Raw genomic sequence first — 14,482 nt, forward strand, 5'->3', positions numbered from 1 at the left:
TACAAGGGTGTAGAAACGTTACGGTACCCGAACAGGCCGCCTGTTTCGGAATCCACGGACATCCTTCGTGCCTCCGGCGCCCGACAGGTCGTAGGGTCGAGCGGTGTTCGAACGACGAAAAGGGGCGCACGCCCGGAACCACGCCGCCCCGTCCCGCCGGAGACGCGCCGCCCCCCGCAAGCGCAGGCTGCGTCCGGCCTATCCGCGCCCGGGGCGGCAGGGCTTCCGGCGCTGGGTGCCGTCGTGGCGCCAGAGCCTGGGGCTCTTCCTCTCCGCCGGAGGGCTGCTCACCGCTCTCGTGGCGATCATGTACATCCGCACCGACATACCCGCCGACCTCAATGCCTTCGCCACCCAGCAGGACAACGTCTACTACTGGGCCGACGGCACGGAGATGGCCCGCACCGGCGAGGTCAACCGGCAGGACACCGATCTGCGGAAGATCCCCGAGCCGGTGCGGTGGGCCGCGCTCGCGGCGGAGAACGAGACCTTCTACTCCGACAGCGGCATCTCCGTGAGCGGGATGACGCGCGCGGTCTCCAAGATGGTGACGGGCGGCAGCACCCAGGGCGGATCCACGATCACCCAGCAGTACGTCAAGAACGCCTATCTCAACCAGCGGCAGACCTTCTCCCGCAAGCTCACCGAGATGTTCATCGCCATCAAGCTGGACAACAGGATGTCCAAGGACGACATCCTGGAGGGCTACCTCAACACCAGCTGGTTCGGCCGCGGCACCTACGGCATCCAGCGCGCCGCGCACGCCTACTACGGCAAGGACGTCTCCCAGCTCAACGCGAGCGAGGGGGCCTTCCTCGCCTCGCTGCTCAAGGGCGCCGGGCTCTACGACCCGTCGCTGGGCGCCAAGAACCACGCGCGCGCCGTCGACCGCTGGAAGTGGATCCTCGACCGGATGGTCACCATCGGCAAGCTCTCCAAGGAGGAGCGGGCCCGCTACACCACCTTCCCCGAGCCGCAGGCCCCGCCGAAGCCCGCCGGGCTGACCGGGCAGACCGGCTATCTCGTGGAGACGGCGCGGGCGTACGTCAGCGCCCACACCGAGGTCAGCGACCACGACTTCGACCTCGGCGGCTACCAGATCCGCACCACCTTCGAGAAGCCGAAGGTGGACGCGCTCGACAAGGCCGTCCAGGAGGTGACGGGCAAGCTCGACCCGGAGAAGCGGGGCGCCGACAAGGACGTGCGCATCGGAGCGGCCTCGGTCACCACCGACGGGCGCGTCGTGGCCCTGCACGGCGGCCCGGGCTACCTCAAGCAGGGGTTCAACGACGCCAACTCCTCCGTCGTCCCCGCGGGCACCGCCTTCACGCCCTTCGTCTACGCGGCCGCGCTCGGCGACGGCATCCAGCGCGAACGCGGCAAGCCCCGCACCCAGGTCTCCCCCTCCACCGTCTACGACGGCGACAACCAGGTGAGCCTCATGACCCCCGAAGGCCCTTACTGGGACCGCTCCGGAAAGATCGTCAAGAGCACGAACGACGGGGGCAAGTCATGGGGGAAGATCAGCCTGCGGGACGCCGTCGCCCAGTCCGTCAACGCCCCGATGATGCAGCTGGGCATGGACGTGGGCCTGGACCGCGTCGGCAGCACCGCGGTGCGGACCGGCCTGCTCGCCGACAGCCTCGGCACCAAGGTGCCCGCCTTCTCGCTGGGCAACACCACGCCCAGCGCCATCCGGATGGCAGGCGCGTACGGCACGTTCGCCGCCCGGGGCATGCACAGCGAGCCCTACTCCGTGGACAAGCTGAGCCGCAACGGCAACCCCGTGACCGTGGAGAAGCCGACGGCCGAGCGGGTGCTGCCGCAGCGCGTCGCGGCGGCCGTGGACGACGCGCTGCACGACGCCGTCAGCAAGGGCAGCGCGAGCGCGGCCGGGGCGGTCGCCCCCGGCTCGGCGGGCAAGACCGGCACGGAGGCGACGAACAAGTCGGCCTGGTACGTCGGTTACCAGGGCAAGCTCTCGACCGCCGTCTCGCTCTGCCGCATCGACCCGAAGACGCAGGAGCTGCTCCCGCTGGACGGGCTCGGCGGCGCCGCGAAGTCCGCGGTCGGCAGCACCTATCCGATCGACATCTGGTCGGCGTACACCAAGGCGCGGAAGGGCTGAGACACGGTGCGGCGCCGGGCCTTCGGGCCCGGCGCCGCACCGCGGGGCATATGCCTATTTGGTGAACGTCGCCCAGTCCGGAGCCTGCGCCGGGTCCAGTCCGCGCAGCTTCGCCAGCACCTTCGGGTCCTGCGCGTCCAGCCAGTCGGCGAGCTCCTTGAACGACACACAGCGGACGCCGTCCCGCTTGCAGACCGACTTCACGACGTCCTCGACGGCCTTCATGTATATGCCGCCGTTCCAGTCCTCGAAGTGGTTGCCCACGAACAGCGGCGCCCGGCTGCCGTTGTAGACCCGCTCGAAGCCGTACAGATAGCCGTCGCGGGTCAGTTTCCGCCACTCCGCGTACTTCGCGGGGTCGCCCTTGGTGTTGTCACCGGACTGGTTGAAGAGGAAGTTGAAGTCCATCGACAGGACCTGCTTCTCGCTCTTCGGGTAGGGCAGCAGCTGGAGCGGGAAGTTCCAGATGCCCTGGATCCGGGAGGGCCAGATCTGGAAGTCGCCGGGCGAGCTCGCGTCGTACCGCCAGCCGAACTCCTTCGCCGCCGGTATCAGCGCCTTCTGCCCCTCGAGGCAGGGGGCGCGGCCGCCCACCAGCTCCTTCTTGTAGTCGAAGGGCAGCGGGGGAAGGTCCTTCAGGCCGGTGTTCGTCTTCCAGTTCTCCACGAAGGAGTACGCCTGCTCGATCTCGCTCTTCCACTCGGCCGGGCTCCAGTCGCCGCCGCCCTTGGCGCCGCAGAAGTGGCCGTTGAAGTGCGTGCCTATCTCGTTGCCGTCCAGCCAGGCGCCGCGTATCTGCTCGATGGTGTCCTTGATGTGCGGGTCGGTGGCGAAGTCGATCGCCGCCTCGCCGGGCTTGTGCTGCGGGGGCTTGTACAGCGTGGCCTTCGACTTCGGCAGGAGATACATGCCGCTCAGGAAGAACGTCATGTGGGCGTTGTTCTCCTTGGCGACCTCGCGGAAGTGGGAGAGCTGGTGGTCGTCGCCCTCCAGCGCGCCGTCCCAGGAGAACACCACGAACTGCGGGGGCTTCTCGCCCGGCTTGAGCTTCTCCGCCTTCGCCCGGCCCGGCTGCGGACCGGTGTCGGAGGTCGAGCCGTCACCGAGGACGTGGACCTTGCCGTCCCACTTCTCCTCGGGCTTTGTGCTGGGCCCGGACTCGGCCTCCGGGACGTTCTTCGCCTTGTCCTTCGAGGGCGCGGAGGCGGACGAGGGGGAGCTCTTGCCGTCGTCGCTCTTGGAGTCGCAGCCCGAGAGCCCCAGGGCGAGGGCGGCGACAGCGCTCGCGGTGACCAGAGCCGTCCCGCCCCGCAAGGTCCTTTTCGACAAGGTACTTACCCCCTGGCGCCGTAAACAGATGTTCTGGCGGTAAGTATCACAGGTCGCTCACGCGGCCCCGCAGGGCCGGGTGGTCCCCGACCACCGTGCAGGAACCGGGCGCGATCTCGGTGTACCCGGCGTCGTGGACCACCGGCAGCCCGCTCGCCGTCAGCTCCGCCCAGCGCTCCGCGCCCGCCGTGCGCACCGCGAGCGGGAAGCCGCTCTTCCGCCAGACCTCGCGCTCCTCGTCGGGCAGCATCCACCAGGTCAGCTGCGCGCCGTGCCCGACCTGCGCCATCGCCTTGCCCGCCGACATCTCCAGGCCGGGGTTCAGCCACATCACCGCGGCCCGGGCGCCCGGCGCCGCCGGGGGAGCGAGCTCGTCCAGCTCGGTGCCCGACACCTGGAGCCTCGCCAGCTCCTTGGGCCAGCCGTCCAGCGGCACGGGCGGGAAGACGCGCACCTCGGCGCGGTCACCGGTCACGGTGATGCCCGGCAGCGCCGCCGCCTTGCGCCACTCCTTGCCCCGCGCCCGCCGCACCACCTTGCGGATGCGGGAGTCCTGCCAGTCCCGCACGGCCCGCGCCCACTCGCCGTCGGTCCCGCCGACCGTCCGGGCCCGCTCGTCCGACAGCAGTGTGAGCACCGCCCGCGCCGCGGTCTCCAGGGCGTCCGTACGGTCCGGCGGAGCGTCCTTCTCGATCCGTACGACGAGCGGCAGGACGAACTCCCGCGCCGCCTCCCCGAGCTCCTCGGGGACGGCGTTCGCGGTGTCGGAAGCGGTGTCAGAACTGGTCACCCGCACAGTCTGCCAGCAGCCTGATGGGTGCATGGCAGAGGCCGTTACTGTGACCGCATGAGACTCAGGGGGGTCGGCCGCCGCTACCGAGCGCGCGGCCCGTGGGTGCTGCGCGACATCGATCTGGACGTGCCGCGGGGCGCGCTGCTGCGCGTCGAGGGCACCAACGGCAGCGGCAAGTCGACGCTCCTGCGCCTGTTCGCCGGCCTCGACGCCCCCTCGGCGGGACGGATCACGGGCCGCCCGCGCACGGCGTACGTCCCCGAACGGTTCCCGGCGGCCCTGCCGTTCACCGCCCTCGGCTATCTCACCGGCCTCGGCCGCGTCCACGGCCTGGACCGCGCCGCGGCCGCGCACGGTGCCCGGGAGTGGCTGGAGCGCTTCGGGGCGGGCGGACACGCGCGGACCCCGCTGTCCGAACTGTCCAAGGGCACCAGCCAGAAGGTCGCCGTCGCCCAGGCCCTCCTCGCCGCGCCCGGGCTCCTGGTCCTCGACGAGGCGTGGACCGGGCTGGACCGCGCCTCCCGCGTCGTGCTCGACGGCGCGGTCGCCGAGCGCGTCGCCGCCGGGGGCACGGTCGTCTTCGTCGACCACGACCCGCGGCGCCTGGCGGGGAAGCCGGACGCGGTCTACCGCGTGGAGTCGGCGGGCCTGGTCGCCGTCGAGGGGCGGCAGCGCGCCGACAGCGGCCCCCGCGTCCGCGTCGAGGCGGAAGGGCCGCCCGGCGCGCCGCTGCCACCGGCCCTGCCGGGCGCGCCGGACGTGGCGCCCGCCCCGCCCGCGGGCGTCCGGCTGACCGTCGCCGCCGCGCACTCCGACGCCCTCCTGCGGGCCCTGCTCGACGCCCGTCCCGCCTGGCACATCCGCGCCGTGACGCCCGAGCCTCCCGAACGCCCGCGCGGAACCGGCCGAGGAGGGCCCGTCCGATGACCGCACTGCTCCGCTATCAGGCCGCCCTGCTGCTGCGCTCGCACCGCTGGCTCCCGCCGCTGCTGCTCTACGCCGCCTTCATGGCCGTCGGCGTGCGGGCCGGACAGCCGGTGCTGGACTCCTTCGGCTACGCCTCGGCCGCCCTGCTGCCGGTGGCCGCCTGGCTGGTGCGGGTGTGCGTGACCAACGAGCCCGCGGCCGCCCGGGACTGCGCGGCCGCCGCGGCCGGGCCGTGGCGCGTGCACCTGGCCGCGGTGCTCACCGCGCTGGCCGCCGCCACGGTGCTCGCCCTCGCCGCCACCGCGGTCGTCGCCGGGATCAGCGATCCCCACAGCTCCGACCACCAGGTGCGCGTCCCGCTGTGGCCCGCGGCCGGGCAGGGGGCGGTGGCCGCGGTCGCGTGCGCACTCCTGGGCACCGGCGTCGGGGCCCTGTGCAACAGGCCCTTGCTGCGCAGCCCCGCGTGGGCCGTGCCGTCCACCGTGCTCGCCGCGTTCCTGGTGCTCTTCGCGGGGGTGTCGCCCGCCAACGCTGTCGTGACGGGGCTGGTCTCCGGCTCCCGCGACGGCACGGTGCACATCAGTCTCCTGCCGCTCGCCGGCGCCGCGGTGGCGACGGCCGCGGCCGTCGCCGTGGCGTGCGCGCTCAGCTCCCGGCGGGCGTGAGGCATGGGGGACCATGGGGGCATGAGCGCACACCAGGACGAGGGGCACGACGGCTTCGCCGACTGCGTGCACTGCGGCAGGCCCACCGAGCACCCGGCGGACCGGCCCGGCATCACGCTGTGCCCCGTCTGCGAGTGGCAGGAGGCGCAGCGGACGGCCTGCTCCGGCTGACCGGACTCCGGCCCGCCGGTCAGCGCTCCTTCTCGGCCAGCGACTTCGCGTCGCGGGCCAGGGCGGTCAGCCGGGATATCGCGCGGAAGTATTTCTTGCGGTAGCCGCCGTTGAGCATGTCCTCGCCGAAGAGCTCGTCGAACGGCCGGCCGGAGGCCAGCACCGGCACCTCGCGGTCGTAGAGCCGGTCCGCGAGGACCACCAGCCGCAGGGCGGTCGACTGGTCCGGCACCGGCTCCACGCCGGTCAGGCACACCGCCTGTACCGAGTCGCACATGGCGCCGTAACGGCTCGGGTGGACCTTGGAGAGGTGGTCGAGCAGCGAGGGGAAGTCGTCGAGCGAGGCGCCCGGCGTCGCGTACGCCGTACGGGTGACGACGTCGTCGCTGTACGGGGCGGGCGCCTGCGGCAGGCCCCGGTGGCGGTAGTCCTCGCCGTCGATGCGCAGCGGCCGGAAGCGCGCGGACAGGCCCTGTATCTCGCGCAGGAAGTCGGCGGCGGCGAACCGGCCCTCACCGAGCTTGCCCGGCAGCGTGTTGGAGGTCGCGGCGAGCGCCACGCCCGCGTCCACGAGCTTGCCCAGCAGGGTGGAGACGAGCACCGTGTCGCCCGGGTCGTCCAGCTCGAACTCGTCGATGCACAGCAGCCGGTGCCCGCCGAGGGTCTGCACGGTCTGCTGGAAGCCGAGCGCGCCGACCAGGTTGGTCAGCTCCACGAAGGTGCCGAACGCCTTCTGCTCCGGCGCGGCCGGTGTGGCGTGCCAGAGGGAGGCCAGCAGGTGGGTCTTGCCGACGCCGTAGCCGCCGTCGAGATAGACGCCGCGCGGGCCGTCGGCGGCGGGCTTCGCCTCGCGCCGGAACCAGCGCTTGCGGCCGGCGCCCGTCGCGCTCGCGCCGCCCAGCCCGGCGGCGAAGGCCTCGAGCACGCGCACGGCCTCGGCCTGGCTGGGCTGCTTGGCGTCGGGTATGTAGGTGTCGAAGCGCACCGCGTCGAAGCGCGGCGGCGGCACCATCTCGGCGACCAGGCGGTCCGCCGGTACGTGCGGGGCGCGCGAGGTCAGGGCGATCGGCGAACCGGCGCCCTGCCCGGCTATCGGGCCGGAGGCGTCGGCCGGGGCCGGGACTGACGAGGCTGCCGGAGCTGCCGCGCCGGAAGTGGATGCGGTGGAGGCTGACACAACCGTCCAGCGTAGTCGCTGTCCGCCCCGCCCCGGCCACCGGAAGGGCGAGGCATGTCACACTGCGGCCTATGCGACGCCTGTTCCCCTTCCCTCCAGCCCCGTCAGCCCTGTCAGCCCCGTCCTCGCTGTCCTCGCCGTCCGAGACCGAGGAGCGCACCTGGGATCTGGACGAACTCGCCGAGGCGTACGCCTACCCCGACGCCCCCGGCGCCTGGCTGCGGGCCAACATGGTCTCGTCCCTCGACGGCGCGGCCCACCACGAGGGGCGCTCGCAGCCACTGTCCTCCGACGCCGACATGCGGATCTTCGGCACCCTGCGCGGGCTCGCCGACGCCGTGGTCGTGGGCGCGGAGACCGTACGGCAGGAGGGCTACCGGCCCGCACGGGCCCGGGAGGCTTTCGCGGCGCGGCGCGCGGCGCTCGGACAGGGGCCCGCGCCGGTGATCGCGATCGTGAGCGCCGGGCTCGACCTGGACTTCTCGCTTCCGTTGTTCACCGAGCCGCTGGTGCCCACCCTCCTGCTGACCGGCGAGGAGGCGCCCGCGGACCGCGTGGCGGCGGCGCGGGCGGCGGGCGCCGAGGTGATCGTGGCCGGTGAGGGGCGCCGGGTGGACCCGGCCCGGGTGCCGACCGTGCTGGCCGGGCGGGGCCTGACGCGGCTGCTGACGGAGGGCGGCCCGCTGCTGCTGGGTCAGTTCGCCTCCGCCGGGGTACTGGACGAACTGTGTCTCTCACTGGCCCCGCTGGTCGCTTCCGGCACCTCGCCGCGCATTGTGAACGGGCCGCCGATGGCGGTGCCGGAACGATTCGCCCTGGCTTCGGTCCTCGAGGAGGCGGGTTTTCTCTTCACGAGGTACCGAAGGATCTGACAATCGGCGGAATTTTCCACTCCGGTTACCTCTCGGTGGGCAGTATGGAGTCAGACGCACCCGCAGGGGAACGTGATCAGAACAGGCGGGCCCAGGGGGGCACGCGCAGGATGGTTTCTGTTGGGCCCGGTGGCCCACGAAGGAGAAGGGCTCCCACCGTGTTCACGAGCGTATTGATGATCGAGCAGCCGCTGTCCGCCGCGGACGTCGACTTCGTCACCACCCTTCACGACGACCAGATGTCCTTCGTCGTCCTGATGCAGCCCAGAGGCGCCGAGGACCGGTTGCTGCGCGCCATCGACGACGTCGCCCTCGGCGAGCTGGAGCAGGCGGTCCACGAGGCCGACGAGCCCGAGGGGGAGGAGGCCCGGCGGCCCGCCGCGCTCGCCCTCGAACACTCGCTCCGGCTGCTGCGCGGCGCCGGGTGCGAGGCCGTCGGCCAGCTCGTCGAAGGGCACCCGCTCGACCTGCTGCGGTCCGTCGTCGAGCAGACGCGCGCCGACGAGGTGATCGTGCTGACGGCCCCGCACCTGGTCGAGGAGTTCTTCCACCGGGACTGGGCCTCCCGCGCCCGGCACAAGGTCGGCGTGCCCGTGCTCAAGCTCTACGCCCACAACGACGAGGACACGGCCGCCGCGGAAGAGCACTGACCCCGGGCCCGCTCACCCCTCGCGCAGCCGCCCGTCGGCCATCGACAGCACCCGGTCCGCACGGCCGAGCAGCGCCCGGTCGTGGGTGACCAGGACCGTCGCCGTGCGATGCCGGCGGGTCACCTCACCCAGCAGCTCCACGATCCGCTCGCCCCGCTCGTGATCCAGCGCCGACGTCGGCTCGTCCACCAGCAGGACGGACGGGCCGCCCGACAGCGCGCGGGCGATGTTCACCCGCTGCCGTTCGCCCCCGGACAGCTGGTGCGGGCGGCGGCGCCGCTTCGCCGCGTCGAGACCGACGGACTCCAGCAGCTCCGCGGCGTGCGACCGGGCCGCCCGCACGCTCCCGCCCCGCAGGTGCGCGACGGCCAGCAGCTGCTCCTCGGCCGTCAGGGAGGGCAGCAGATTCGCCTGCTGGAAGACGATGCCGATCCGCTCGCGCCGCAGCGCCGTACGCTCCTTGCCGCTCATCGCGGCCGTGTCCCGCCCGGCCAGGACCACCCGGCCCGCGTCAGGGCGCAGCAGGGTCGCCGCCACCGCCAGCAGGCTCGACTTCCCCGAGCCGGAGGGCCCGGCGACCGCCACCAGCTCGCCGGGCGCCACGTCCAGGCAGACGTCGTCGAGGGCCGTCAGCCTGCGATCACCATCCGGATAGGTGAGTTTCACGGCTTCCATCGACAGAACGGAAGAGCGGTTCATCGGGAGGCCCCCAGCGCGGTCAGTGGATCGACGGACGTGATGCGGCGTACGGCGAGCGCGGAACCGGCCAGCCCCAGCAGGACCATCGCCCCCACCGGCACGGCCACCGTGGCGGCGCTCAGCTCGAACGGCACCGCGGCGGAGGCCAGCGCCCCGCCGCCCGCGCCCGCCGCCGCCCCCAGGGCGGCCCCGGCGAGCAGCACGACGGCCGCCTGCCCGAGGGCGTCCCGCACCAGATAACCGCTGCTCGCGCCCACCGCCTTGAGCACCGCGACATCGGGGCGCCGCTGCACCGTCCACACCGTGAAGAAGGCCCCCACCACCAGCGCGCTCACCACGAACAGGAAGCCCTGGAGCAGCTGGAGCGTGCCGTGCTCCGCCGCGTATCCGTCGATCCCCTCCAGCGCCGCCCCCTTCCTCACGGCCTCGGTGGTGCGGGCGGCGGGGCCGTCCGGGCCGCCGGAGCCCTTGACGGCCAGCGCGGTCGGCCGCTGCTGGTGGCTCGTCCGCCGCCAGTCCCCGAGCGTGGTCCACACGCTGGGGGCATGCCCGTGGCTCCGGTCGGCGGTGATGCCCGAGACGGTCAGTTCCTCGGCGCCGAGGGTGACGCGGTCACCCACCCGGACACCGGTCGCGCGCGCCAGCCGCTCACCGACGGCCACCGCGCCGTCCCCGGGGGCGGCACCGGAGAGCAGCGGCGGCAGCAGCCGCCCGGAGGCGCCGAACGCGCTCACCGACGTCGCCTTCCCCGCCGTGGTCAGCCGGGTCATCGCGACGCCGAACGGCTCGGCGGACGTCACCCCCGGCGCGCCGCGCCACGCGGCGAGCTGCCCGTCGTCGACGCTGCTGCCGGAGAACGACACCTCCGGCTCGGCGCCCTGCGGCGCGCCGAAGACGATCCGGTCGGCGGGCAGGCCCGCGACGGCCGAGGTGGCCTCGCGGGCCAGCCCGTCGGTCAGGCCGTAGAGAAAGACCACCAGCGTGGTGATGAGCATGACGACCGAGCCCATGAGGGCGAACCGCCCTCGGGCGAAACGGATGTCACGGAGCGCGACGAACAACGGAACCCTCCCGGGACCTGATCAGGACACCCACCACGCTCCCGCACCGGGCGCCCGCCGCCATCAGGGCAAGGACCGGTTCGCGCACCATCCGTCCGGCGCACCCGGAAATCAATCGAACGGTTGACGGCCCGCGGCCGGAGGCCCGTCCAGGGAGCCGTACGCTCGATGGGGTGAGCCGATCCAGCAGCCCCGCACCCGCGAGGCCGTCCCGCTCGCACGCGGAACCGCCGCGGGGGACGGCGCCGACGGACCCCGAGCACCCCGCCTCCGACGCGCCCTGGCTGCGGACGGTGACCCTCGCGCTGCACGGCGCCTTCTACGCGCTGCTCGCCGTCGCCCTCGGCCCCGCCGCCGTCGGGGCGAAGCCGGCGGTGCTGCTCGCGCCCGGCATCGCGCTGGCCGTCGTCTACGGCGCCGGAGCCGTGCGCCGGGCACGGCCCCGGGAGGGGAGCGCCCGCCCGCGCCGCGGCGGCCTGTGGCTCACCGCCGTCACCGCGCTGTGGCTCGTGCTCCTGTGCATGGACCACGGCTTCAGCTACGTCGCCTTCCCGCTCTTCTTCCTCTTCCTGCACGCCCTGCCCGCGCGCTGGTCCCTGCCCGCCGTCGCCGCCGCCACCGGCGCGGTCGTGGCGGCCCAGGCGGCGGCGCCCGGCGGGCTCACCGCCGCCAAGGTGATCGGCCCGGTCGCCGGTGCCGCCGTCGCCGTCCTGACCGCCTACGGCTACGCCGCGCTCTACCGCGAGAGCCGCCACAGGCAGCACCTGATAGACGACCTCGTACGCACCAGGGACGAGCTGGCCGCTGCCCAGCGGGAGGCCGGGCGGCTCGCCGAACGGCAGCGGCTCGCCCGCGAGATCCACGACACTCTCGCGCAGGGCCTGTCCAGCATCGTCCTGCTCGCCCGCGCCGCCGAGACCGCCGCTCCCGACGCCGCCCGCGCCCGGATGCGCGAGGTCGGCCGTACGGCGTCCGACAACCTCGCCGAGGCCCGGCGCTTCGTGCAGGCCCTCACCCCGCCCGCCCTGGAGGACGCGCCACTGCCCGAGGCCCTGCGCCGCGTCACCGCGCGCGCCCTCCCCACCGCCGCCTTCCACCTCGACGGCGAGCCCTGCGCGCTGCCCGTCGAGAGCGAGGTGGCCCTGCTGCGCCTCACCCAGGAGGCCCTGGCCAACGTGGTCCGCCACGCGCGCGCCGACCGCGCCGCCGTGACCCTCGCCTACCTCGACGGCCAGGTCACCCTCGACGTCTACGACGACGGCGTCGGCTTCACCCCCGGCGACGGCCCCGCCGACGGACGCAGGACGTTCGGCCTGCACGGCATGCGCGAGCGCATCGCCGAGCTCGGCGGCACGCTCACGGTGGAGTCCGCGCCGGGCGAGGGCACCGCCGTGGCCGTGACGCTGCCCGCGCCGGCATCCGTACCGGACGCCTCCGCGGAGGCGGGTGCCCGGTGATCCGCGTACTCCTGGTCGACGACCACCCCGTCGTCCGGCGCGGGCTGCGCGCCATGGTCGACGAGCTGCCCGAGGTGAGCGCCGTCGGCGAGGCGGGCGACGGCGCGGAGGCGCTGCGCCTCCTCGACGCCGGGGTCCGGCCCGACGTGGTCCTGATGGACCTTCAGATGGGCGCCGGGATGCACGGCGTCGAGGCCACCCGCCGCATCACCGCCCTGCCCGACCCGCCCGCCGTGCTGATCCTGACCACCTACAGCACCGACGCCGACATCCTCGCCGCCGTCGAGGCCGGGGCGACCGGCTATCTCCTGAAGGACGCGCCGCCCGAGGACGTGGCGGCCGCCGTCCACGCCGCCGCCCGCGGCGAGACGGTCCTGGCCCCGCCCGTCGCCGCCCGCCTGCTCGGCCGCGTCCGGGCGGGGCGGCCCGCCCTCTCGCCGCGGGAGGCCGAGATCCTCGGGCTGCTCGCCGAGGGCCTGGCCAACAAGCAGATCTCCCGGCGGCTGTTCATCAGCGAGGCCACGGTCAAGACCCACCTCGTGCACATCTACGGCAAGCTCGGGGTGGACAGCCGCACCGCGGCCATCGCGGCGGGCCTGGCCCAGGGCCTGATTCGCCCGGTATGACGAATATGGGGCAACCGGGGGACGCGCTGTCGGCGGCGGGTGCGAGAATCACTCCTCAGACTCAGCTAGCCAGACCTCAGGGAGCACCGCACATGGCACCGGCCGTCCCCACGACGATGGACCGACCGCACTTCATCGGCATCGGCGGCGCCGGCATGTCGGGCATCGCGAAGATCCTCGCGCAGCGCGGCGCGCGCGTCGCGGGCAGCGACGCCAAGGAGTCCGCGACCGCCGAGGCCCTGCGCGCCCTCGGCGCCACCGTGCACATCGGGCACGCGGCGGACCACCTCGCGCAGGACGCCACCTGCGTCGTCGTCTCCAGCGCCATCCGCGCCGACAACCCCGAGCTCGCGGCCGCCGCCGAGCGCGGCATCCCCGTCGTGCACCGCTCCGACGCGCTCGCGGCCCTGATGGACGGCCTGCGCCCGATCGCCGTCGCCGGCACGCACGGCAAGACGACCACGACCTCGATGCTCGCGGTCTCCCTCGACGCCCTCGGCCTCGACCCGTCGTACGCCATCGGCGGCGACCTCGACGCCCCGGGCTCCAACGCCCGGCACGGCGCGGGCGAGATCTTCGTGGCGGAGGCGGACGAGAGCGACCGCAGCTTCCACAAGTACGCGCCCGAGGTCGCGATCATCCTCAACGTGGAGCTGGACCACCACGCGAACTACGCGTCGATGGACGAGATCTACGAATCCTTCGACACCTTCGTCGGCCGGATCCGCCCGGGCGGCACGCTCGTCGTCGCCGCCGACCAGGCGGGCGCGCGCGAGCTGACCGAGCGCGTCTCCGGCCGCTATGACATCGAGGTCGTCACCTACGGCGAGGCCGAGGACGCCGACGTCCGTGTGCTCAAGGTCAACCCCCGCGGTCTGACCAGCGAGGTCACTGTCCTCATCGACGGCAAGATGCTCACCTTCACCGTCTCCGTCCCCGGCCGGCACTACGCGCACAACGCCGTCGCCGCCCTCGCCGCGGGCGTGGCCCTCGGCCTGCCGCTGCACAACCTCGCCTCCGCGCTCGGGAAGTACACCGGCGTCAAGCGCCGCCTCCAGCTCAAGGGCGAGGCGAAGGGCGTGCAGGTCATCGACTCCTACGCCCACCACCCGACCGAGATGACCGCCGACCTGGAGGCCATCCGGGGCGCCGCCGACGGCGCCCGCATCCTCGTCGTCTTCCAGCCGCACCTCTTCAGCCGCACCCAGGAGCTGGGCACCGAGATGGGCGAGGCGCTGGCCCTGGCCGACTCCTCCGTCGTGCTGGACATCTACCCCGCCCGCGAGGACCCGCTCCCCGGCATCACCAGCACCCTGATCATCGACGCGGCCCTCGCCAAGGGCGCCGACGTCCGCCCCGAGCACGACATGGCCGCCGTGCCCGACGTGATCGCGGGAATGGCCCGGCCCGGCGATCTCGTTCTCACCATGGGCGCCGGCGATGTGACCGACCTCGGTCCGCGCATCCTGGCCCGCCTGGAGAGCTGACCGAACTGCCCGGGAGGGGCGAGATGTCGTACGAGGTCGAGAAGCCGGACGAGCAGTGGCGCGCGGAGCTGACCCCCGCGGAGTACCAGGTGCTCCGTGAGGCCGGCACGGAGCCCGCCTTCCGTGGTGAGTACACCGACACCACGACGGACGGCGTCTACTCCTGCCGGGCCTGCGGGGCGGAGCTCTTCCGCTCCACGGAGAAGTTCGCGAGCCACTGCGGCTGGCCGAGCTTCTACGACCCGAAGGACTCCTCCGCGGTCGAACTGATCGAGGACCGCTCCCACGGCATGCTCCGCACCGAGGTCCGCTGCGCACGCTGCGGCTCCCACCTGGGCCACGTCTTCGAGGGCGAGGGCTACCCCACGCCCACGGACCAGCGCTACTGCATCAACTCGATCTCGCTGCGGCTGGAGCCGGCGGAGAGCTGAGGCCCCGGA

At 73.4% G+C, this 14,482-nt stretch carries 15 protein-coding genes; 10 read left to right on the plus strand and 5 right to left on the minus strand.

From position 1 onward, the window contains the following. The first annotated feature begins 103 nt into the window (after positions 1-103). Entirely contained in the window at positions 104-2,128 is a 2,025-nt protein-coding gene (locus ACH427_RS19935) for a transglycosylase domain-containing protein (protein WP_398870832.1), read from the plus strand. A gap of 54 nt (positions 2,129-2,182) precedes the next feature. Here ACH427_RS19935 and ACH427_RS19940 read toward each other — a convergent pair whose 3' ends face one another. Together ACH427_RS19940 and ACH427_RS19945 are read right to left on the minus strand one after the other, a co-directional pair. Further along, a complete protein-coding gene (locus ACH427_RS19940) occupies positions 2,183-3,457 on the minus strand; it encodes a hypothetical protein (protein WP_398870833.1) in 1,275 nt (424 codons plus the stop codon). A 46-nt stretch (positions 3,458-3,503) separates the two neighbouring features. Continuing rightward, the gene (locus ACH427_RS19945) at positions 3,504-4,280 is read right to left on the minus strand and encodes an aminoacyl-tRNA hydrolase (RefSeq protein WP_398870834.1); all 777 of its coding nucleotides are present in this window, start codon (positions 4,278-4,280) and stop codon (positions 3,504-3,506) included. Between the two features lie 24 nt (positions 4,281-4,304). Here ACH427_RS19945 and ACH427_RS19950 point away from each other — a divergent pair, with 24 nt between their 5' ends. Genes ACH427_RS19950 through ACH427_RS19960 form a run of 3 tightly spaced genes read left to right on the plus strand, consistent with a single transcriptional unit; the run spans position 4,305 to position 6,013 of the window. Beyond that, the gene (locus tag ACH427_RS19950) at positions 4,305-5,177 is read left to right on the plus strand and encodes an ATP-binding cassette domain-containing protein (protein WP_398870835.1); all 873 of its coding nucleotides are present in this window, start codon (positions 4,305-4,307) and stop codon (positions 5,175-5,177) included. Beyond that, the gene (locus ACH427_RS19955) at positions 5,174-5,842 is read left to right on the plus strand and encodes an ABC transporter (RefSeq protein WP_398870836.1); all 669 of its coding nucleotides are present in this window, start codon (positions 5,174-5,176) and stop codon (positions 5,840-5,842) included. The genes ACH427_RS19950 and ACH427_RS19955 overlap by 4 nt, the downstream gene beginning before the upstream one ends. Before the next feature lie 21 nt (positions 5,843-5,863). Then, positions 5,864-6,013, plus strand: coding sequence for a hypothetical protein (locus tag ACH427_RS19960; RefSeq protein WP_398870876.1), 150 nt, complete (start codon positions 5,864-5,866; stop codon positions 6,011-6,013). 19 nt (positions 6,014-6,032) lie between these two features. Here ACH427_RS19960 and zapE read toward each other — a convergent pair whose 3' ends face one another. After that, positions 6,033-7,106, minus strand: a complete 1,074-nt coding sequence (gene zapE / locus ACH427_RS19965) for a cell division protein ZapE (protein WP_398870875.1) — start codon at positions 7,104-7,106, stop codon at positions 6,033-6,035. Between the two features lie 155 nt (positions 7,107-7,261). Here zapE and ACH427_RS19970 point away from each other — a divergent pair, with 155 nt between their 5' ends. Both ACH427_RS19970 and ACH427_RS19975 read left to right on the plus strand, forming a co-directional pair. Continuing rightward, on the plus strand, positions 7,262-8,062 hold the full coding sequence (locus tag ACH427_RS19970) for a pyrimidine reductase family protein (RefSeq protein ID WP_398870837.1): 801 nt from the start codon (positions 7,262-7,264) through the stop codon (positions 8,060-8,062). Positions 8,063-8,220: 158 nt separating this feature from the next. After that, the gene (locus ACH427_RS19975) at positions 8,221-8,712 is read left to right on the plus strand and encodes an indole-3-glycerol phosphate synthase (RefSeq protein ID WP_398870838.1); all 492 of its coding nucleotides are present in this window, start codon (positions 8,221-8,223) and stop codon (positions 8,710-8,712) included. Positions 8,713-8,724: 12 nt separating this feature from the next. Here the strand turns inward: ACH427_RS19975 and ACH427_RS19980 are convergent, their stop codons facing one another. Together ACH427_RS19980 and ACH427_RS19985 are read right to left on the minus strand one after the other, a co-directional pair. After that, positions 8,725-9,387: an ABC transporter ATP-binding protein gene (locus ACH427_RS19980; RefSeq protein WP_398870839.1), complete on the minus strand. Its 663-nt coding sequence runs from the start codon at positions 9,385-9,387 to the stop codon at positions 8,725-8,727. 20 nt (positions 9,388-9,407) lie between these two features. Then, the gene (locus ACH427_RS19985) at positions 9,408-10,472 is read right to left on the minus strand and encodes an ABC transporter permease (RefSeq protein WP_398870840.1); all 1,065 of its coding nucleotides are present in this window, start codon (positions 10,470-10,472) and stop codon (positions 9,408-9,410) included. 173 nt (positions 10,473-10,645) lie between these two features. Between ACH427_RS19985 and ACH427_RS19990 the strand changes: the two genes are divergently transcribed. The 4 genes from ACH427_RS19990 (at position 10,646) to msrB (ending at position 14,473) form a co-directional block, all read left to right on the plus strand. After that, positions 10,646-11,929, plus strand: coding sequence for a sensor histidine kinase (locus ACH427_RS19990; protein ID WP_398870841.1), 1,284 nt, complete (start codon positions 10,646-10,648; stop codon positions 11,927-11,929). Then, positions 11,926-12,555: a response regulator gene (locus ACH427_RS19995; RefSeq protein ID WP_398870842.1), complete on the plus strand. Its 630-nt coding sequence runs from the start codon at positions 11,926-11,928 to the stop codon at positions 12,553-12,555. The genes ACH427_RS19990 and ACH427_RS19995 overlap by 4 nt, the downstream gene beginning before the upstream one ends. A gap of 92 nt (positions 12,556-12,647) precedes the next feature. Next, the gene (murC, locus tag ACH427_RS20000) at positions 12,648-14,042 is read left to right on the plus strand and encodes a UDP-N-acetylmuramate--L-alanine ligase (RefSeq protein WP_398870843.1); all 1,395 of its coding nucleotides are present in this window, start codon (positions 12,648-12,650) and stop codon (positions 14,040-14,042) included. A gap of 23 nt (positions 14,043-14,065) precedes the next feature. Further along, positions 14,066-14,473, plus strand: a complete 408-nt coding sequence (gene msrB, locus ACH427_RS20005) for a peptide-methionine (R)-S-oxide reductase MsrB (protein ID WP_398870845.1) — start codon at positions 14,066-14,068, stop codon at positions 14,471-14,473. The last annotated feature ends 9 nt before the right edge of the window (positions 14,474-14,482 follow it).

It is taken from the genome of Streptomyces sp. NPDC020379 (genome assembly GCF_044387105.1).
In the GTDB taxonomy this organism is placed as follows: domain Bacteria; phylum Actinomycetota; class Actinomycetes; order Streptomycetales; family Streptomycetaceae; genus Streptomyces.

Coding starts and splice junctions, on each gene's coding strand:
- ACH427_RS19945 (WP_398870834.1), bottom strand. CDS start 4,280: ATGCACCCATCAGGCTGCTGGCAGACTGTGCGGGTGACCAGTTCTGAC.
- ACH427_RS19950 (WP_398870835.1), top strand. CDS start 4,305: ATGAGACTCAGGGGGGTCGGCCGCCGCTACCGAGCGCGCGGCCCGTGG.
- ACH427_RS19955 (WP_398870836.1), top strand. CDS start 5,174: ATGACCGCACTGCTCCGCTATCAGGCCGCCCTGCTGCTGCGCTCGCAC.
- ACH427_RS19960 (WP_398870876.1), top strand. CDS start 5,864: ATGAGCGCACACCAGGACGAGGGGCACGACGGCTTCGCCGACTGCGTG.
- ACH427_RS19970 (WP_398870837.1), top strand. CDS start 7,262: ATGCGACGCCTGTTCCCCTTCCCTCCAGCCCCGTCAGCCCTGTCAGCC.
- ACH427_RS19980 (WP_398870839.1), bottom strand. CDS start 9,387: ATGGAAGCCGTGAAACTCACCTATCCGGATGGTGATCGCAGGCTGACG.
- murC (WP_398870843.1), top strand. CDS start 12,648: ATGGCACCGGCCGTCCCCACGACGATGGACCGACCGCACTTCATCGGC.
- msrB (WP_398870845.1), top strand. CDS start 14,066: ATGTCGTACGAGGTCGAGAAGCCGGACGAGCAGTGGCGCGCGGAGCTG.